Annotated in this window: 20 protein-coding genes; 13 read left to right on the top strand and 7 right to left on the bottom strand. The window is 40.1% G+C overall.

The window, feature by feature from the left end; all coding sequences use genetic code 11:
- The first annotated feature begins 79 nt into the window (after positions 1-79).
- The 12 genes from ispG to Q8M41_RS04940 all read left to right on the top strand — a co-directional run bounded on the left by ispG (position 80) and on the right by Q8M41_RS04940 (position 13,032).
- Positions 80-2,212 (top strand): (E)-4-hydroxy-3-methylbut-2-enyl-diphosphate synthase, encoded by a 2,133-nt coding sequence (ispG, locus tag Q8M41_RS04995; RefSeq protein ID WP_305364147.1) that lies wholly within the window; start codon positions 80-82, stop codon positions 2,210-2,212.
- Positions 2,205-2,705, top strand: coding sequence for a signal peptidase II (gene lspA / locus Q8M41_RS04990; protein WP_305364146.1), 501 nt, complete (start codon positions 2,205-2,207; stop codon positions 2,703-2,705). The genes ispG and lspA overlap by 8 nt, the downstream gene beginning before the upstream one ends.
- 155 nt (positions 2,706-2,860) lie before the next feature.
- Entirely contained in the window at positions 2,861-4,087 is a 1,227-nt protein-coding gene (hemA, locus tag Q8M41_RS04985) for a glutamyl-tRNA reductase (RefSeq protein WP_305364145.1), read from the top strand.
- A 71-nt stretch (positions 4,088-4,158) separates the two neighbouring features.
- Entirely contained in the window at positions 4,159-5,775 is a 1,617-nt protein-coding gene (hemC, locus tag Q8M41_RS04980) for a hydroxymethylbilane synthase (protein ID WP_305364144.1), read from the top strand.
- A 36-nt stretch (positions 5,776-5,811) separates the two neighbouring features.
- Entirely contained in the window at positions 5,812-6,780 is a 969-nt protein-coding gene (gene hemB / locus Q8M41_RS04975) for a porphobilinogen synthase (RefSeq protein ID WP_305364167.1), read from the top strand.
- Positions 6,781-7,059: 279 nt separating this feature from the next.
- Positions 7,060-8,439: a glutamate-1-semialdehyde 2,1-aminomutase gene (hemL, locus tag Q8M41_RS04970; protein ID WP_305364143.1), complete on the top strand. Its 1,380-nt coding sequence runs from the start codon at positions 7,060-7,062 to the stop codon at positions 8,437-8,439.
- 4 nt (positions 8,440-8,443) lie between these two features.
- A complete protein-coding gene (locus Q8M41_RS04965) occupies positions 8,444-9,319 on the top strand; it encodes a sensor histidine kinase KdpD (protein WP_305364166.1) in 876 nt (291 codons plus the stop codon).
- The gene (locus tag Q8M41_RS04960) at positions 9,309-10,013 is read left to right on the top strand and encodes a response regulator transcription factor (RefSeq protein WP_305364142.1); all 705 of its coding nucleotides are present in this window, start codon (positions 9,309-9,311) and stop codon (positions 10,011-10,013) included. The genes Q8M41_RS04965 and Q8M41_RS04960 overlap by 11 nt, the downstream gene beginning before the upstream one ends.
- 3 nt (positions 10,014-10,016) lie before the next feature.
- Positions 10,017-10,532: a tetratricopeptide repeat protein gene (locus Q8M41_RS04955; RefSeq protein WP_305364141.1), complete on the top strand. Its 516-nt coding sequence runs from the start codon at positions 10,017-10,019 to the stop codon at positions 10,530-10,532.
- A gap of 14 nt (positions 10,533-10,546) precedes the next feature.
- Positions 10,547-11,572 carry a uroporphyrinogen decarboxylase gene (gene hemE / locus Q8M41_RS04950; RefSeq protein WP_305364165.1) on the top strand — a complete coding sequence of 342 codons (1,026 nt, stop codon included), beginning with the start codon at positions 10,547-10,549 and terminating at the stop codon, positions 11,570-11,572.
- A gap of 200 nt (positions 11,573-11,772) precedes the next feature.
- Complete coding sequence (locus Q8M41_RS04945) at positions 11,773-12,312, top strand: CopD family protein (RefSeq protein ID WP_305364140.1); 540 nt, start codon at positions 11,773-11,775, stop codon at positions 12,310-12,312.
- A gap of 306 nt (positions 12,313-12,618) precedes the next feature.
- Positions 12,619-13,032 carry a hypothetical protein gene (locus tag Q8M41_RS04940; protein WP_305364139.1) on the top strand — a complete coding sequence of 138 codons (414 nt, stop codon included), beginning with the start codon at positions 12,619-12,621 and terminating at the stop codon, positions 13,030-13,032.
- Between the two features lie 206 nt (positions 13,033-13,238).
- Here the strand turns inward: Q8M41_RS04940 and Q8M41_RS04935 are convergent, their stop codons facing one another.
- From Q8M41_RS04935 to Q8M41_RS04925, 3 genes are all read right to left on the bottom strand, one after another.
- Positions 13,239-13,451: a hypothetical protein gene (locus Q8M41_RS04935; RefSeq protein WP_305364138.1), complete on the bottom strand. Its 213-nt coding sequence runs from the start codon at positions 13,449-13,451 to the stop codon at positions 13,239-13,241.
- 193 nt (positions 13,452-13,644) lie between these two features.
- Complete coding sequence (locus Q8M41_RS04930; protein WP_305364137.1) at positions 13,645-14,061, bottom strand: Bro-N domain-containing protein; 417 nt, start codon at positions 14,059-14,061, stop codon at positions 13,645-13,647.
- Positions 14,062-14,309: 248 nt separating this feature from the next.
- Positions 14,310-15,176 carry a hypothetical protein gene (locus tag Q8M41_RS04925; RefSeq protein WP_305364136.1) on the bottom strand — a complete coding sequence of 289 codons (867 nt, stop codon included), beginning with the start codon at positions 15,174-15,176 and terminating at the stop codon, positions 14,310-14,312.
- 412 nt (positions 15,177-15,588) lie between these two features.
- On the opposite strand from Q8M41_RS04925, the gene Q8M41_RS04920 reads away from it, so the two are divergent.
- Positions 15,589-16,728 carry a hypothetical protein gene (locus tag Q8M41_RS04920; RefSeq protein WP_305364135.1) on the top strand — a complete coding sequence of 380 codons (1,140 nt, stop codon included), beginning with the start codon at positions 15,589-15,591 and terminating at the stop codon, positions 16,726-16,728.
- On the opposite strand, the gene Q8M41_RS04915 is transcribed toward Q8M41_RS04920, so the two are convergent.
- The 4 genes from Q8M41_RS04915 to Q8M41_RS04900 all read right to left on the bottom strand — a co-directional run bounded on the left by Q8M41_RS04915 (position 16,715) and on the right by Q8M41_RS04900 (position 19,940).
- Entirely contained in the window at positions 16,715-17,077 is a 363-nt protein-coding gene (locus Q8M41_RS04915; RefSeq protein ID WP_305364134.1) for a DUF1304 domain-containing protein, read from the bottom strand. The genes Q8M41_RS04920 and Q8M41_RS04915 overlap by 14 nt on opposite strands.
- A 505-nt stretch (positions 17,078-17,582) precedes the next feature.
- Positions 17,583-17,891, bottom strand: coding sequence for a chaperone modulator CbpM (locus Q8M41_RS04910; RefSeq protein WP_305364133.1), 309 nt, complete (start codon positions 17,889-17,891; stop codon positions 17,583-17,585).
- A gap of 4 nt (positions 17,892-17,895) precedes the next feature.
- A complete protein-coding gene (locus Q8M41_RS04905; RefSeq protein WP_305364132.1) occupies positions 17,896-18,786 on the bottom strand; it encodes a J domain-containing protein in 891 nt (296 codons plus the stop codon).
- A 161-nt stretch (positions 18,787-18,947) separates the two neighbouring features.
- Positions 18,948-19,940, bottom strand: coding sequence for a transposase (locus tag Q8M41_RS04900; RefSeq protein ID WP_305364131.1), 993 nt, complete (start codon positions 19,938-19,940; stop codon positions 18,948-18,950).
- Between the last annotated feature and the right edge of the window lie 270 nt (positions 19,941-20,210).

The raw sequence follows: 20,210 nt of genomic DNA, 5'->3' as shown, positions 1-20,210 counted from the left end.
ACCACAGGAAAATTTCCGCTAGTCCCAATCCAACATTCCCCCTATAATATGTATTTTTGAAAAATTTTGATTTCGCTGGATGACTAAAAACACTTTTCCTGCCCTTGATGGCAAGTATTGTAATTCACTAAATACTTATTCCAGATTTTTAACCCGTGAGGTAACGATCGGTCATATTCCGATGGGTGCTCACAATCCGATCAGGATTCAGAGTATGACCACCACAGATACCATGGATACCATTGGTACGGTTGAGCAATCTATTCGCATGGTTGATGCCGGCTGCGAATATGTGCGGATTACTGCCCCAAGTGTTAAGGAAGCAAAAAATCTGGCTAACATAAAAAAGGAATTGAAGTACAGGGGCTATGATGTACCTCTGATTGCCGATATACATTTTACTCCCAATGCTGCAGAAGAAGCTGCCCGGATTGTTGAAAAAGTGCGAATCAACCCTGGTAATTATGCAGATAAAAAGCGCTTTGAAAATTTTGAATACACCAGCGCTGAATATCAGGCAGAACTTGAAAGAATATACAAGAAATTTGCCCCTCTGGTAAAGGTTTGTAAAGAATACGGGACTGCGATGAGGATTGGAACCAATCATGGCTCGCTTTCAGACCGGATCATGAGCCACTATGGGGACACTCCCCGTGGCATGGTCGAGTCGGCAATGGAATTCATGCGGATGTGCGAGGATTTGAACTATTATAACCTTGTTATTTCGATGAAATCCAGCAATCCTCAGGTCATGGTACAGGCATATCGCCTGCTTGTAGAAACCATGGTGAAAGAGGGAATGAATTATCCCCTTCATCTCGGCGTGACCGAAGCTGGTGATGGCGAAGACGGCCGGATCAAATCTGCTGTGGGAATTGGTGCTTTGCTTGAGGATGGACTGGGAGATACCATTCGTGTATCCCTGACCGAAGATCCTGAGTTTGAAACACCGGTTGCAATTGCCTTAGCTGATAGATATAAGTGGAGAGAGTTATCTGTTAGCAGTTATCAGTTATCAGTTGCCAGTAATCAGTTATCAGTTACCAGTTATCACCCGATAGCTATCGGGTTATCAGAGGAATCCAGCCCGGCAACAGACAACAGACAACTGATAACACATAATCCGTATGAATACAAAAAACGCCATACGTCTGAACTCAATACCTTTATAGGAGGGCATCAGGTTCCACGGGTGGTAATTGATATTTCAAAGAAAAATCTTAAGGATCCGGCAATTTTGTCCGAAGTGGGATATCTGTATTCTGCCCTGCTTGATAAGTATAATATGGCGGAGCAGTCCACCGATTTTGTTTATCTGGCTGATGAACTTCCGTCTTTTAATTTTCCGGGGAATCTGAAGCAGCTTTACAATTATTCAACCTGGAAAGTGCTTCAAAATAAAAGCAATTGCCATCCTTACTATACTCTTAAAGAATATGTTACTGCAGAGGTACGTGATACTTCTTTGAATCTGGTTGCAATCTCGGGTACAGATATTGAATCGGATCTTTTCAATGAGATTCCTTTGGATAATACTCTGGTTTTTGTGCTTGAAACTCAATCAATCTGCGGATTACAGGATCAGCGTCAGGCATTTTTTAAACTGTTGGAAATGGGGCTTGAAATGCCTGTGATAATTAAGCGGTCTTATGGGTTACCAGTTACCGGTTATCAGTTACCCGGCAAATCGGATTTACAGATCGATGAATCCAGCCTGACAATAGACAACAGACAACAGACAACAAACAACGAGAACTTTCAATTATATTCTGCAACTGACTTCGGTGGATTAATGCTGGATGGTTTTGGTGATGGAATTTGGGCAGATGCACCTGATATTTCTGCTAAAACGATACTTTCAACCTCCTTTGGAATCCTGCAGGCTACCCGTTCAAGGATTTCCAAGACCGAATATATTTCCTGTCCGAGTTGCGGAAGAACCTTGTTTGATCTTCAGATCACCACCCAAATGATTCGAAGCCGTACTGATCATCTCAAAGGACTTAAAATAGGAATTATGGGATGTATTGTGAACGGTCCGGGTGAAATGGCTGATGCCGACTATGGATACGTGGGTACCGGTCCGGGTAAGATTACACTCTACCGGGGTAAAGAAGTTGTCAAGAAGAATGTAAACACAGAAAATGCACTCGATGAACTGATCGGGATCATCCGGGATGATGGTAACTGGCTGGAGCCTGAGCATGAGTAAAATAAGTAATGCGATGATCATTTTGATCATCATGTTGAACCTTGGCTTTGATCAGGTCTCAAAAATCATTGTCAGAAATGAAGTCGGTCACAACGAGGTAATTAGCATTTTCGGTAATTGGTTCACTTTAACTAAAGTCGAAAATACCGGTGCATTTTTAAGTGCGGGAAGTGCGCTTCCGGATTTCTTTCGTATTATCCTGCTTTCAGTGTTTCCCATTATTTTTCTTGTTTATGGTTTATACATGGTTCTGGTCAAAAGAGATTTATCCAATTTGCAGATCGTAGGATGGTGTTTCGTCATAGGTGGTGGAACAGGTAATCTTTATGATCGTATCGTACATGGTTCAGTTACCGACTTCCTGCACCTCGATCTGGGACTGTTTCAGACTGGAATTTTTAACCTGGCCGATGTTTCAATTATGATCGGGATGTTTATAATTTTAACCGGACAATTCTTCTATAAAAAGGAGGAATCCCTGACATTACAATAGGTTTAATTCTTTAGCTTAGGCTCTTATTTCTTCGGTTTTTCGGCACTGGTGTGTTATTTATAATCTTTCTAAACGTGTGTGTTTACAAAGGTGTGACACATTGAAAATCGCTTATATGTTACATTTGTATTGGTTTTTTATTTAGGATTAGCAACTTGAAGTATTTAAAAGTTATTGCCTTTACTCATAAGTACGTCGACCTCAAAGATTTAGGTAAGTTTGTTATCTGTAATGAGTGTTTGGAAAGTAGTCTCGAAAGTGTCAAAGCAAAGTTTGATATACCTGAGATATTTTATCTGGGTACTTGCAATCGTGTAGAATTTGTATTTACAGCCGATCAAAACCTTGATGCTTCTTTTGTCAAGGACTTTATTAAGACACTTAACCTGCCGGTTTCCGAAGATCAGGTTGATACCTTTGTGAAACAGGTAGTGGTTTATGAAGATGTAGAAGCTCTCAATCATTTACTCCGAATTTCATGTTCACTTGAAAGTCTGGTTGTTGGCGAGAAGGAGATTCTTGCTCAGGTGCGTAAGGCTTATGAAACCTGTCGCGTTTCCGGATTTACCGGTGATTATTTACGCCTGATCATGAGCCGGGTTGTTAAAACAGCAAAAGAAGTTTATACCAATACAGGCATTGCACGTAAGCCAATTTCAGTTGTTTCTCTGGCATATCGCAAACTCCGTGAGCTTAAAATGTGTACCAACGCAAGAATTTTGATTGTTGGGGCAGGAGAAACCAACCGTAACATTTCCAAATACCTTAAAAAACATAAGTACTCAAACTTTGCGGTCTTTAACCGAAGTATTGAGAATGCTGAAATGCTTGCTGCAGAATTGGGAGGTAAGGCTTTTGGCCTCAAAGACTTAAAAACCTATAAAGGGGGCTTCGATGCTATAATTACCTGTACCAGTGCAACTGAGCCAATCATAACCAATGATATTTATCAGTCACTTTTAAATGGTGATACTTCCAGAAAAGTAATAGTTGATCTGGCTGTTCCGAATGATACCAGCCCCGAAGTGCTCGAAAAAAATCCGGTTACATTTATCGAGGTTCACAGTCTGCAGGAAATAGCAAACAATAATTTAAAGGAAAGATATGATGAGCTTGTTAATGCAGAGCGTATCATTGACCAGAATATTGAAGAGTTCAAGCCTGTATTAAAACAGCGTCGGGTGGAGATCGCCATGCGAGAAGTTCCACAAAGGATCAAAGAGATTAAAGAAAATGCATTGAACAAGATATTTGTCAATGAGATTGAGGGAATGGATGATAATTCCCGTGAGGTATTAGCTCGTGTAATGAATTATATGGAGAAAAAATACATCAGTGTTCCAATGGTTATGGCCAAGGATATTCTGATAAAAAATAGCTGATTTTCAGTTGATCCCAATCATTTTGGCTATTTTTAGCATTCAAAAAAATAATCCGGAATAAATTTATAATCATGTCTGATCATTTGCCCGAGGATAATAAAAAACCAAAAATTGTTATTGGAACGCGCGGAAGTGAGCTTGCATTATGGCAGGCAAATTTTATTAAGGATCGTCTGGCAGAAATTGGGCATGACTCAGAACTGAAAATTATCAAAACCCAGGGCGACAAAATATTGAATCTCAGTTTTGATAAGCTTGAGGGCAAAGGTTTTTTCACCAAGGAACTTGAAGAAGAATTACTGAACGGAACCATCGATCTGGCTGTTCATTCACATAAAGATCTTCCAACTACAAATCCGGAAGGCCTGATCATTGCAGCCGTATCAGAGCGTGAAGATCCTGCAGAGTTATTGGTTATTTTAAAAGATTGCGTTGATATTCAGCAAAAACTGGCTGTTAAGTTCGGAGGTATGGTGGGGACCTCCTCAAACCGTCGTAAATCTCAATTGTTGGCTGTACGGCCGGATTTTGAGATCGAAGATCTCAGGGGGAATGTTCAAACCCGGCTACAAAAATTACGTGATGAGAATTATGATGCGATCATGCTTGCCAAGGCCGGTGTGATCAGGCTGGGTTACGATCTAAGCGAAGAATTCCATGTTGAAGAACTTGAGCCAACTGAATTGATCCCGGCGCCTGCACAGGGGGTTTTAGCTGTACAGATACGCGAGCGTGATACAGCACTATTTGATTTGCTGCAGCCCCTTAATAATCAGGAGGTTGCCGAACAGATTGCAGTAGAACGTAAGGTTCTGAATATGTTTGATGGAGGATGTCAATTGCCTCTGGGATGTTATTGCCGCAAAGATGGCTCATTATTTCAGGTATGGACAGCCAAGGCATCTGATGGAACAGATTTTCCTGACCGCCTTTTTATGCAATCTAAAACGACCAAAGGATTGGCAGAAAAAATTGTATCCAAATTTGCTCCCGACCGCAAATTTCCGGCTAATGTATTTATCAGTCGCGAACTTTCGGAAAGCAGTTATTTGAGAAATGCACTTAAGAAGCATCAAATAGAGATTGAAGACAGGTCTTTAATCAGAACCTTTCCATCGATCCATAATCTCGATTCCTTTATTCTGAGAAATATTGACTGGGTGTTCTTTAGTAGTAAGAATGCAATTGAATACTTCTTTAAACTTGATCCACAGCTACCCAAAAAAGTCAAATTCGGGGTACTGGGCAGAGGATCTGAAGACGCACTCAGACTGCATGGAAAGGTTGCTGATTTTAATGGTGAGGAAGAAGGAATTGATACCAAAGATATTGCCACAGAATTTGCAAAACTGGCAAACGGAAGTAATGTGCTGTTTCCGAGTGCCAAGGGCTCATTGAAGACGATACAGAAAGCACTGTCCGGCGATACTAAAATAATTGAACTGACTGTTTATGAAACGGTTAGTGAAGAAAATGTAGCCCAATCCTATGCCGAAGTGCTGATTTTTACAAGTCCCTCGAATGTGGATTCTTATTTTGCAGAGAATTTACTGGAGCCGGATCAGCAGGTTATCTGTATTGGAAAAACTACCGGCCAGAAATTTGATGAAATGGGAGTGAAATACACCCTGCCTTTTTCGCCGGATGAAATGGGCTTAGCCGAAGCAGTATTTGCATTGGATTATTAAATCCGGTTGAACAAATTTTATAAATCAAAGGATCATATGTTAATCCGTCCAAGAAGATTAAGGAAATCACCCATTTTGCGTGAAATGGTTGCAGAAACCAGGCTGTCAAAGGATATGTTCATCTATCCGTATTTTGTAGTGCCCGGTAAAAATGTAGTGCATGGCATTGATGCTATGCCCGGCGTGAGTCATTTTTCTGTAGATACCTTGCTGAAAGACGTCGAAAAATCACTTTCACTCGGAATTAATAAGGTTTTGCTTTTTGGAGTAGGGGAAGAGAAAACAGAGGACGCAAGTTCATCTTATGATAAACATTCGGTGGTTGCCAATGCAGTTCGGGTATTGAAGAGGGAATTTTCTGATGATCTTTATGTGATCACAGATGTTTGTACCTGCGCTTATACTACTCATGGGCATTGCGGAATTCTGGAGCATGATTATGTTCAGAATGACAAGACTGTTGATGTATTGGCAAAAATGGCATTGAGCCATGCACAGGCCGGTGCTGATATGATTGCACCTTCGGATATGATGGATGGCCGGATACTGGGCATCCGCGAAAAGCTGGATCAGCATAATCTGGAAAATACGGCAATAATGAGCTACAGTATAAAATTCGCATCAGCTTATTACGGGCCATTCAGAGAGGCGGCCGATTCTGCACCCGGCAAAGGGGATAGAAAAGCGTATCAGATGGATTTTCGCAATCCCCGCGAAACAATGCGGGAATCTGCTTTGGATGAATATGAAGGAGCAGATATATTGATGGTTAAGCCCGCATTGGCCTACCTTGATGTAATTAAGAGCCTGAGAGAGAGTACTGATCTTCCTGTGGCATGTTATAATGTTTCAGGAGAATACTCCATGGTGAAGGCCGCAGGAGCCAAAGGCTGGATCGATGAGCAGAAAGTGATCATGGAAAATATGTATGCATTCAGCAGAGCCGGAGCAAACATCATTATTACGTATCATGCAAGGGAGATAATGGAGAAGGGGTGGATTTGAATTGAGAGTGGAGAGTGGAGAGTTGAGAGTTAGTATTGAGTATTGAGTACATAGTATTGAGATACATGACTGCTAAATTTGGAATTTATTACTATATCACAGACAACTGAAAACAGATAACAGACAACTAAATAGTATTGAGACAGATGAGTACTAATTTTGACATTTAGTACTAAATCTCAGACAACAGACAACAGATAACAGAATTGATTAGTTTGACATTTAGTACTAAGTACTAACATTCTCAACTCTCAATTCTCAACTCTCAATTAAAAAATAATGTTAGGATCACTAAAAAAGATGTTTTCAGGTTCGGATGAAGAGACTCCGGTAAATACGGTGGGTAAGCCTGATATTTCCAGAGAGAAGTCTGCCGAATTGTACGAAAAATCAAAAACCTATTTTCCTGGGGGAGTAAATTCTCCGGTAAGGGCTTTTAAATCCGTTCATGGAACACCATTATTTATCCAAAAGGGTGATGGTTGTAATATATGGGATGCTGACGGGAATCAGTTCATTGATTTTTGCGCTTCATGGGGTCCGCTGATCCTTGGGCATAATCATCCGGTGGTTCGTGAAAAAGTGATCGAGGCAATGCAGAACGGGATGAGTTTTGGTGCACCTACAGCGCTTGAAAATCAATTGGCCGAGCTCATCCTGAAGAATAATAAATACATCCGTAAAATCCGCTTTACCAGTTCAGGAACGGAAGCCGTGATGTCGGCGATCCGCCTTGCCCGCGGCTATACCAAACGTGATAAGATCATCAAGTTTGAGGGATGTTATCATGGGCATTCTGATTCATTGCTGGTTAAAGCAGGCTCCGGACTTGTAACATTTGGTGAAACCTCATCTGCAGGTATCCCGAAGGCTTTTGCAGACGAAACCATAGTTGTTCCTTTGAATAATGAACAGGCTGTTAATGAAGCTTTTGAGCAATTTGAAGGGCAGATCGCTGCGGTGATCATTGAACCAGTTCCCGCCAATAATGGCTTGTTGCTTCAGACCAAAGAATTCCTTGAGTTTTTGCGAAGGATATGTTCAAAGAATAAATCACTGCTGATCTTCGACGAGGTTATTTCCGGATTCCGGATTGGTTTTGAAGGAGCTGCAGGTTTTTATGGCATCCAGCCGGATATCATCACCTATGGTAAAATAATTGGCGGTGGTTTACCGGTAGGTATGTACGGTTCATCAGTAGAAATAATGGAAATGATATCTCCGGATGGGCCTGTATATCAGGCAGGTACGCTCTCCGGAAATCCTGTCGCCATGGCCGCCGGCATTGCTCAGCTGACCGAACTATCAAAGTCTGGTTTTTATAAAGATTTGAACAATAAGACTCTGGATTTTACAGAGTCAATCCAACGTTATGCTACAGCAAAAAATTATAAGTTCAGGGTTTTTACTATTGGTTCGATTTTCTGGTTCGCATTTACAGATCAGGAAAAAATCAGTGCTGCAGAAGAAATCGACGCATCAAGTATGGAGAAATTCAAGATCATGCACAGGGAACTGCTGAACCGGGGTATTTATTTCGGACCATCGGGTTATGAAGTGGGATTTGTTTCATCTGTCCACTCCAAAGTAGATCTCGAAAAGGCAAAACGTGCTATTTTTGAAAGTCTCGACATCGTTTTCAGAGGAGCAAGAGCATAGAACTATGAGAAGGCCAATGGTGATTTTTTATTGTCTGATCATTTACGCCATCTTTCAATTGATATGGTGGGGCAGATTATTGCTCATCGCCAATCCTAACAGTAAGGGAATGGTGCTTGGTGAAACCGCTGTTTTCCTTTTCATCTTTTTTGTAGGGGCATACTATTTGCAGAAGGCAATAGATCAGGAGAGAAAGCTGCACCATCGGCAAAAAAACTTTCTGTTATCAGTTACTCATGAACTTAAATCGCCTCTGGCATCCATAAAGTTGTACCTGCAGACTATCCTGAAGCGGGAACTTGATCCGGCTCAGCAAAAGTCATTTTTAACCAATTCTTTGAAGGATATTGAGCGTTTGGATGATCTTGTTGAGAATATGCTTTTGGCAACTAAGATCGAGAGTAACCTATACACATTCCCCAAAGAGAATTTCAATCTTTCTGAACTGGTCAATTCTGTAGCCGGCAGACTTCAGGTTCATACCTGCAGTTCACAGATCATCAGGCTTTCTGTACAGCAGGGAATTATGCTGGCTGGAGATAAATTTGCCTTAACCTCAGTAGTTACAAACCTGATTGAGAATGCAGTGAAATATTCGCCGCCATGTGCTGAAGTGCATGTTAGTCTGAGACGTAGCAACGGGCATATTCAATTTATTGTGGCCGATTCAGGTATAGGCATTAATGATCAGGAAAAATCACGTATTTTTGATAAGTTTTACAGGGTAGGAAGCGAAGATACACGCAAAACAAAGGGTACGGGACTTGGATTATTCATTGTAAAACAGGTTCTTGATAAGCATCAGGCCTCAATAAAAGTAAAAAATAACCAGCCTTCGGGAACAATTTTCGAAGTAACATTCAACGCAAATGCTAACTAAACAAAGAATTCTACTCGTAGAAGACGAAGAGCATCTTCTGGAAGCTATCAAACTAAATCTGGAGATGGAAGGATACAAAGTATCCACTGCAACAGATGGTAAAAAGGCACTCAAAATTTTCAAGGAAGAACGATTTAATTTAATCATTCTTGATGTAATGATTCCGGAGATCGACGGATTTCAGGTTGCTGAGACTATCAGACTTGAAAATACAGAGGTGCCAATTATGTTCCTGACTGCAAAAAATACCAGTGAGGATCGTGTTCTGGGATTGAAAAAAGGTGCAGATGACTATCTGACCAAACCTTTCAACCTCGAGGAGTTGATTCTTAGGGTAGGAATACTGGTAAAGCGTAGTCTGAAAGGCGATGAGCTTAAGGAATTGAATTCCTATAAGATCGGTGATAAAACGATTTACTTTAACTCCTTTGAATTAAAGACTGATGATGGTACCGTAACTCCTCTTACCAAGAAGGAAACCATGCTTCTGAAACTTTTGATTGAGCGCCGTAATGAGGCAGTGTCGAGAGAGCAGATTCTGGAAACCGTTTGGAATTATGATGTTTATCCCTCAACAAGGACAATCGACAATTTTATCCTGACTTTCCGTAAATACTTTGAACCTGATCAGAAAAATCCAACCTATTTTCATTCTATCAGGGGAGTTGGATATAAATTTACTGATAAGCATTAAGAAATGTTAACTAAGAAGGCCCGTTTATGGGTTATCGGGATCGCAGTGATCCTGTTGGGCTGGACAATCAGCAAACAGGTTTATGAGATAGCTGCAGTTATCGGCCTGGGAATTGGCCTCCTGATTTGGGGTTATTTCCGCGAAGGTACTGTCGTGATGGCAGCCCGTGAATTCCACGCAAAAAATTACGATGGCGCAGAGGAATTGCTTAAAGAAATTGAGGATCCTGATCGCCTGGGTAGGCACCGTCGTGGCTTTTATGAGTTCATTTATGGAAATGTAGAGCTCCATCGTCATAATTATGAAGAAGCTGAGAAGCATTTTCAAATTGCGACCAGGTTTCCTTTACGTAATCAGAATGATAAGGCCATTGTGCTGGTTCACCTGGCAAATATCAATCTTCGGAAGAAAGATTATGAGCGGGCGGCAGCTTATGTTGAGCGGGCTAAAACATTTAAAATCAGTTCCCGGGTAAAAAATATTGTAGAAAAAATAGAATCAGAAATTAAAAAAGCATAGTGAGCGAGAAAAATATTCAAGATAGTCTGTTCCTGAGAGCAGCATTTTCAAAAAGTACAGAACGGCCTCCGGTATGGATGATGCGTCAGGCCGGTCGATTCATGCCCGAATACTGGGAAATAAAAAATAAATACTCCTTTCTGGAGATGTGTAAAACCCCCGAGATTGCTGCAGATGTAACCATGCTGCCTGTTGATCTTTTGGGTATTGATGCCGCAATTCTGTTCTCAGATATTCTGGTAACCGGCGAGGCAATGGGAGGTGATCTTAGTTTTACCCAGGGTCTTGGTCCTAAATTTGCAAATCCGGTTCGTAATCAGGCTGATGTAGACAAACTGCTTACGGATGTTGATGATAAGCTGCAGTATGTGGCGGATGCAATTACAGTTATTCAGCAAAGGCTCGATGGAAGGATACCTCTGATCGGTTTTGCCGGGGCACCATTTACGGTGATGAGTTATCTGGTAGAGGGTGGATCATCAAAGGATTTCAAGCTGACCAAGCTGATGCTTCACAACCATCCTGAGCTTGCTCATAAATTGCTTGCAAAGATTGCCAAAGTGACCATTGATTACCTGAATCTTCAAATTGCCGCAGGCGTAAACGCGGTTCAATTGTTTGACAGCTGGGCTCTGGCATTATCATGGGATGACTATAAAGAATTTTCACACCGGTACAATAAACAAATTATCGAAGGTCTGAACAGAAAGGATATTCCGGTAATATCTTTCTGTAAAGGCAGTTCTGTTTTTGCACCAATTATGGCTGAAGCAAAACCGGATGTGGTTTCGATCGACTGGAACGCCGACCTGCTGGATATCAAAAAGAAACTTCCTGTCGGGATGGCCGTTCAGGGAAATCTTGATCCGCATATTCTGTATGCCGAAAAGCATGTGATCAAAGAACGCATACATCGTTTATTTGAGCGGATGCGCGGCGAGGATGGCTTTATTTTCAACCTTGGTCATGGAATTATGCCGGATATTCCCTTTGATAATGTGAAGTATGCGGTGGAGCTGATTAAGGAGTTTAGGTATTAGGGGTTAGGTTTGAGGTACGTGGTCTGAGGTCTGAGGTCTGAGGTCTGAGGTCTGAGGTCTGAGGTCTGAGGTCTGAGGTCTGAGGTCTGAGGTGCTGGTACTATAATACTACTATAGATTTTAAGGATTTTAGTTATAAGTTTATGTATTATATAATTAATGAATTAGCTTTCAGCTTTTAGCTTTCTGCTTTCAACTTTATGACGTACCTCTACCTCAAGTCCATACATATCATCTTCGTGGTCAGCTGGATGGCGGGGCTCTTTTACATTGTACGTCTGTTTATTTACCATGTTGAGGCGAATGAAAGGCCTGAGCAGGAACGCATCACACTTCAGAAGCAGTTTGAGATCATGCAGCATAAGCTGTGGTATATCATTACCACCCCTGCAATGGTGCTTTCGGTTCTGGCCGGCATCGGTATGATCTGGCTTAATCCTGCATTATTGAGCATGAACTGGATGCTGGTTAAATTAGCCTTCGTACTGGGGTTGCTGATCTATCATTTTATCTGCCAGAATATTATAAACCAGTTAAAACAGGGTGTTTTCAGCTGGACTTCCACCCAGTTGAGGTTCTGGAATGAACTGGCAACAATATTACTTGTGGCTATAGTTTTTACGGTGATATTGAAGAGTGCTGTCGATTGGATCTATGGCTTAAGCGGACTGGTAGTCTTTAGCGCGGTCATCATGGCTGCAGTTAAGATCTATAAGTATTATCGGTTGAAAGGTAAATAATTCTTTTCGGTCGACCTCTGATCAAATTTATTTCTGAGCAATCAGAAAAACATTGTGTAGCACATTGACTCTTCCTCTCGTCTTAGTTTAAATGAGTTCGATGTATAAATATTAAAAGATCAATATCTAACCACATAGGTTGAATATGCTATGCTTTAAAGGTCACATAGATTGTAAATCACATAGATTGAAGCGAAGCTTCAAGACTATGTTTGTCTAAAATGAAGGTTGGCAGCTATAAAATGCTATGTTCCTATGTGGTTTTTTAATATTATGTCGAGTTCACAATAGTTTAAATATATGTTTATGAAACTCTCCCTGAAAATTGCATTGATCTTTATAGTATTCACTTCTGTAAGCTGTGATAAAGAAGAAAGACTACAGTCAAAGCTGGAGGGTACCTGGGAATTAAGGCATATTGAAGGGGGTTACAGACCAGCAAATTCCCCTTCTGATTATGAACCCGGAAATGGTAATATCCTCAAATTTGATGGAAATAAATTTCAGCAAAAATACGGGACTAATCCTGCTATAAATGGCACTTACACCATTATTGAAGAAGAAGCTGAAGTAAACGGTGAAAAACTATCTCATAAGATAGATTTTCAAAGCGATCAGAATGTAATTGATCTTTACTTTAAAATTTCCGGAGGTAAATTAAGCCTGTATTATGGACATATTGCTGCGGATGGGTTTGTAAGTACATATGAGAAGCAATAAGGATGAAGGGCATCACCCGATTTTAATGTGAGTCCGATATAACGTTTTCCGTTTTGCGAAGGCGAAATTTTTAGCACTAGGGGCAAGAAATTTCAGTTGGGTAGTGACACTAACCACTTGGCTGTTTTCTTTCTTTAATTTCGTTTTAAGATATTTCCAATAGTTGCGGGTTTTGATGTAGTCGTTTCCAATACTACTTACTAATTCTATTTCCCTGGCAGAGTCTTTTTAGCATTCAACGCACTAACAATCTTATTACCTGTTTTTGCCTCCAGTTCTTTCAGGGCAACCTTGGCAACGTTACCGCCTTGTTTGGCCACTTTTTTACTTGCTGCAAAATTTTTAGGTTCAACAGCAGCCGAAATATCTTTGGTAGAAGCTTCTGCAAGCATGTTTAAAATGAGTTCCGTATTGGTCATGTTATCTCCCTCAGGTTTTCTTTTTTCAAACCTTTTAGCATTTTGTAATCCTTAGTCGTTTTATCGCTCCATGCTTTGGTAATAATATCGGTAAGTGTAGCAAACTGAACACCTTCCTTTAAACCTCTTTTCTTCCATTCATCAGTTAGTCTTTTCGGATTTCTATGCTTTTCAGGCGTTGGTTAATCCAGCTTTAAGAATAACCCAAATTCATATATTGTTCTAAAGCCCTGTCAATGCTCAATTCAGGGTCTTGCATTTCATCCAATCTTTCAGAGGCTACTTTAGCCAACCATAGTTTAAAAGGTTCTGCTTTTGGTGAAGGAATAGATTGAATTAAACGAAAAAGTTGTTCTGTATCAGCTACATCTGTTTTATAATATTTACCATCAGTTGATTGCATTTTCAGTTGGTTACAATTTGTAACCAACTGACTTCCCTCTTTCTTTAGTCTATTCTTTAAAACTTTCCAATAATTATTAGGGTTTGGACTCTCTGTTAGAACACTGACTACATCTACAATTGAAAAAAACCATTTCTCTAAAGTCTCATCCCAAAGGGATCTGGCTTTTTCCTCTTCAAATAATTTTATTTCATTTTTCTTTTCCATAGTATAATAATTAATTATTTATTTATTGAACCTCATTTTTACCTTGCTCTATTTCCTTCATATTCCCAAACAACTCGCACTTCGCGATCGTCAAAAAAACGTATGGAAATTTTTTCCTTACCCATTATTTATTTTCAATTTACTATGTGATGTTGATTTGTCTTTTCATTCATCTTTTGGCGAATTTACAAATTAATGTAAGTAGACTATGTTGGTGCTGTTAGTGGCTTGCCTTTTTTCCTCTGTCCTCATTTAGCTTCAATTGTTAGTTTCCAAGTTTCAAGTTTGCTTCTGTCAAGCGTTAATGAAACTTTATAATCGGTATCGTCTTTACTGAAATTGTCGCCTGATTTTATAGCAGCTGAAAGTCCTGCTGGTATTTTTAGTTTAAGTACCGTAAAAGTTTTTTGAGCTGTTTTGTCCAATATTGATAATCCTTCCGTTTTTTCGGAACTATTATTAATGTTCAATACAAGTTTTACTGTCTCAATGTAAGTTTCACTTTTGCTTTCTAAGTAGTAAGCCAAATTGTTTTGCATACCATTGTCTGAAGAAGCTGAACCAAAAGAATAATAAGGGGACGATGACATCCAACTATAGCTGTCATTACGCCATTGTTTTAATTCGCCAATTCCTACACCACTTAGTTTTGATTGAACTTGGGATACTTCATTGAAAATTTCGGCTTGTCTTGGAACAACGTTTTCTGTTGCTTGTTCTTCCGTCTTGATGATGTGCTTTGTTTCAATCCAGCCTTGATGACTTTCTGAAAGCCAATCGGGGTCAACTACTACAATTTTTGACCAACCATCTTTTGTTTCGTCCTCTCTAACTTTGCAAGAATAGTCAACAGTTGCATATTGAGTTTTATGCATAGCTTCTGTCGCCTTTTCATTTATTATTTTGTCATATTTTTTGCCAGGTCCTTTCCGAATTACAATGTCTTCGCCTTTTATTCCGTAAATGTTGCTTGGTGCGGAATTGTTGTCTGCAAAAGTTGTCGAGGTAGCAGTCTGTTCGTTAGAGTTGTCGTTTGTTGATGAACCGCAACTTGTCAAAGTAATCGCAAGTCCATATGTCGCAATTATTGTAAATGCTTTGAGTTTTAATATCATTTTACTTATTGTTTTTTGTCGCCTTGTGTGTCGTCATAGCCTTGCCACTAACGACAGTTTGTCTAAAAACCTAAATAAGATTAAATTCAATGGGTCTATAAGATAAATATAAGCGATTTGGAGACATAAAAAAGCAAGCATGTTCTGGCTTGATATATTTAATTGCTAAAAGAGTGATAGCGTATAAAGGCCTAACAAGGCGATTGAGTGAGCTAAAAATACAGACAAGTACTTCCAGGTACTTTTTAAGTATCATTATGGCGGTCCCAAAGGAGGCTTTAGCGACAAAGCAGGATTGTGCTTATACTACGATACCAAAATGATTCTCAGGTGAGTCTCGCCATCTGTTTTTCAATCCGAAATCTGTATTTTTATAGTAATTTGCTCCTGTTAAATGGCCCGGATCTTTCCAATGAAGAAAATTCTATTCTTATTCATACTTAGTGTTTTATTTTATTCTTCAGAAGCACAGATATTAAATGATAGTCTGGAGTACCGGATCCGACCGGATAGTGTTCGAACCGGTGAACTTTACCTGAGCGTTCATAATTTCAATTACATGCGTAATTATGAGTATTTCAATAAAATTCAGGATGGATATACCTTGTTTGGAGCTCAGCTGGAGCCACAGCTCGTTTACTATGCTCATCCAAGGTTGGCATTAACTGCTGGAGTACATTTTCGTAAGGATTTTGGAGGAGAAGGGATTTATAAAAGCTATCCCTTATTCAGTGTAAAGTATCAGCATGGAAATTCCACTTTGGTGAATGGAGTGCTCGAAGGCAATACACATCATCGCATGCTTGATCCGATCTATGATTTTGAAAAGAAGATAACCGATCCTGTTGAATACGGCACCCAGTTCATCATCAATGGCAAAAATTTATTTCTGGATGCATTCATTAACTGGAAGAAAATGATCTATAAACCGAGTCCGGTGCAAGAGCAAATTCTTGGCGGACTCTCAGCAGAGCTTAATCTGATCAAAAACTCAAGCCTAAGTTTGTCCCTGCCGGTACAGTTAACTGTTTTTCATCAGGGTGGGCAGATCGACGTTGCCGATGACCCATTGCAAACCCTGGTTAATTCGGCACTTGGTTTTAAATTAAAACTTCCGTTTGCAGGTTGGGTTAAAAACCTCAGGACCGAGAATTACCTTATTTCTTTTAATGATCTCTCATTTACTGATCTTCAGCCTTATTCTAAGGGATACGGCTGGTATCTGAATGCTGGTTTTGATACCCAAAAATTCGGATCATTAATGGGAACCCTATGGAAAGGAAATTCCTTTATTTCATCCAATGGAATGCCCTTATATCAGAGTGTTTCCCAGCATATTGTTCATCCGGGGTATACTGAAAAGCATAGAAAATTATTTATACTTCGGTATTCCTATCAGCAGAAACTGCTCCCGAATCTATATATGGATTTTCGTTTCGAACCATTGATGGATCTGAACCGTCCCGCAGGCTCAAGGAAGATCGAATTCTCAAACTCCTCATTCCTGATGTATAAACAGGAGTTCAGATTACATAAAGCTAAAGGAAAATAACAGCTGCCAATGCAATAAGTGCAGGAATACCCTGAACGTAAAATATCGATTTCTGAACGCTTAGTGCACCATAAATCCCTGCAATCAAAACACAGCCAAGGAAAAACATGGCCACATTCTTCGACCATGCTTCATCCTGTATGATGAGTGACCAGATCAGTCCCGCGGCAAGAAAACCATTATAAAGCCCCTGATTAGCGGCCATAGATTTCGTTTTCTCAAACATATCGGCCGACATCGATTTAAATGTTCTTCTCCCGGCAGTTGTCCAGGCAAACATTTCGAGCCAGAGAATGTACAGGTGCTCAAGAGCAACAAAAGCGATTAGTAATTTGGCGATTAATGTCATAACTCAAATTTTATGGTCACAAGTGTCCGGTTTAAATAAAATTTCAGATAAAATAGCTATTTATGTCCTAATATGTTTTTATTGTGCGATAAAAAACAAGCCCCTCTTCAGTATAATATCAATTTTTATATTTTCACTGACTTAAAACCTGCAGTATTTTAACCTATACTGACAGGACTGTTCATAAGTTTTGGCCTAAGCACAAAATCTCCGTTAACGTTTTTTTCCGCCTCAGCTGGTGCGGTAGGCACAGGGCAAGCCAAAGCATTAACTTTAATAGCATTCCCGAACCTTCGGGACAGCGGCGGCATTTATTCGTTTTTGTCTATTGTTTTTTAAGGTACTCATGGTCTCGTCGTTCCTCCTCGGCATGTTACTTTTCTGCCCGTCCGAACGGGTTCATCAGGGCGGGCTGCAGGAAAAGTAAAGAGAACAATGATGAGTTAGGATTATGATCATTATTCCTACAATTTCAATTTTCCCCCGGACACTACTGATTTTATGATTAATCAATATACTCATTATCCTCATAAAGACGTAGCCGGTTCTTCAGCATGATCACTTCCTCTTGTAAACTGATCATTCTCTCAAGCAGATGGTCAATGGTATCAAGTCCTTCGGGATTGATCTCCAATTCCCTGTGCAATCTGATCATTCGTTCCAGTTTTTCCAGCTGGTCTTCCGGGATATAATCGGTCTGCTGAACTTGTACAATTTCAACCAATCCAAATTCCTTCAGATTGCTGATGAATGCGAATTCTATGTTATGGTACGCACAAAATTCAGTTACAGAAATTAAGTATGCCTTAGCCATGGCCTTATTTTCTAAGATTTGATAATTCTTTGAACAATTCCTTCTCCTTTTCGCTCAGATCAGTAGGGATCTTCACAGTATAGGTGATATACAAGTCCCCAAACTGGTTTTCATTTTTATAAACCGGAAAGCCCTTCCCTTTGAGTTTTACTTTGGTTCCGTTTTGAGTTTCAGGTTTCACAGGTAGTTTGACTTTACCACTCATCGTATCGACAGTGATTTCGGCACCAAGCACTGCAGTGTAAAGATCAATTTCTACATTTTTGTACAGGTCATTTCCGACGCGTTTGAATTCAGGATCATTTGCTATGGAGAAGGTGATTAAAAGATCTCCAGCAGGTCCGCCATTGATGCCTTGTCCACCATGACCTTTTATTTTAATCGTTTGCCCATTCTCAATTCCGGCAGGGATGGTGAGTCTGATATTTTTACCATTAACGGTAATGGTTTGTTTTTGGGTGGTGTAGACATCTCTTAAATTGAGACGAAGTTCAGCATTGAAATCCTGTCCCTTAAAATTTGCCTGTCTGCTTTGCCCTGATGATTTTCCGAACATAGAACTGAAGAAATCTGAGAAATTTTGATCGCTGAATGAGCCTGTATAGTCCTGCTGCCCGGTACTCCGGCCGCCGGATGGTCTGCCTTGTCCTTGCGATTGGAACTGATCAGCATGTTTCCAGTCTTTGCCGTACTGATCGTATTTTTTACGTTTTTCGGGATCACTCAAAACCTCATTTGCCTCATTGATCTCCTGAAATTTCTTTTGTGCATCCTTATCATTTGGGTTTACATCAGGATGATATTTTCGGGCCATTTTTCGATAGGCCGCTTTGATATCCTTATCTGTTGCAGATTTAGTTATTCCGAGTGCCTGGTAATAGTCGATGAATGCCATGTATAATAGTAATCAAAATTATGCTATAAAATTACGGATAAGTTTGGAGTGTTGAGGTGGCGGGTCAGGCCCGCCATGACAGTCAATTGGTGAGGGTTGTTCCCGCTTTCGCGGTATTCTAGGTTTAACTTATCTCCAAATTTAATTTAAAATAGATTCTATCATGCTGCTCTCTCGTAATTTTCCACATATGATTCCCCTCTTTTAATCAGTGCGAACATCCTTAAGATCAGCTTGAATTTTATATTATTCAGGACAAGCGAGTAGCTTTTATCCTTGAGCTTTCGATCGGCGTATGCTCTGATTTCCGGATCATGTACCATGGCTGTTTTAGCGGCTTGATTCAGTTCCTGCTTGAGCTCCTTATGTGCCAGGTGACTGACTCGTTTTCTGCCCTTGACGCTAGTGCCGGAAGTATGTTCGAAAGGGATTACCCCGACATATACAGCATATTTGCGTGGATCTGTAAAACTGGTGAAGTTCTCGGTAAATGCTAAGGTCATCCATGCATTTACTTTGCCTATCCCTTTGATACTGCTGATAATCCGATAGCTTAGTAACCAAGTATCATCGCTTTTAATTATCTCGGTAATTTCCTGCTCTGCCTGGCTGATATATTTATTATTTGCTTTGATCTTTGCCATCGCAGTATGAGTAATGGTATCGACCTTCTTTAACGGATACATGTGCTTTCGTTCCTTTACTGTACTTATCCATCCAGCATTTTCCCGAACAAGCCTTTTTCGGAATGAGAGTAATTGTCTAAGGGCTAAAATAGTATCATTCAAAGGTTTTGAAGGTACTAAACGCTTACTTTTCTCTTGACCGTACTGGCTGATTCGGAAGGAATCTACCTGGTCGCTCTTACCACGAACCATACCCATGGATTGCTTAATCTCTAATCCGGGGACTCTGCAAAAAGGAATGGAAAGTGACTGACAGAACTGAATGAACCGGTATTCATACCCTCCAGTGTATTCCATTACGATCAGGGTTTCTTTTAAATCAATCTCATGGAGCTTGCACCATTTTCTAAAGGTGTTGAACCCTTTTGTGCAGTTATCAATTTTTAAATACAGGTTGCCCTCTGCCCAACAGATGTCAAGCGTCAGTTTTGAAACATCAACGCCCAAAATAACATTCCAGTTCTTCATACGTTTATTTGTTAGTTAAATGATAAATTGCCTTTGCCTATCACCTTTGTTGATCCAAAGTAGTATTCTAGTTGGGCCTGGGCAATTAATAAAAGGCAGGGACTATAACCACGATAAGTTCTCTAAAACTAGGAATGACAATAGTTCACCCTGCCTTTTATTAAAACGTTATCCACAATGCTTTTAGTTTTTTAACACCCCCCGGACCCCCCATTTCAACAATAACAATAGCTAATAAATATTCTTTCATTGACCAAAGGGAATGACAAA

Origin of the sequence: Daejeonella sp. (assembly GCF_030684675.1) — a bacterium.
GTDB lineage: Bacteria > Bacteroidota > Bacteroidia > Sphingobacteriales > Sphingobacteriaceae > Daejeonella.
The sequence above is the reverse complement of the archived record's forward strand: the minus strand, read 5'-3'. Positions and strand labels throughout refer to the sequence as shown.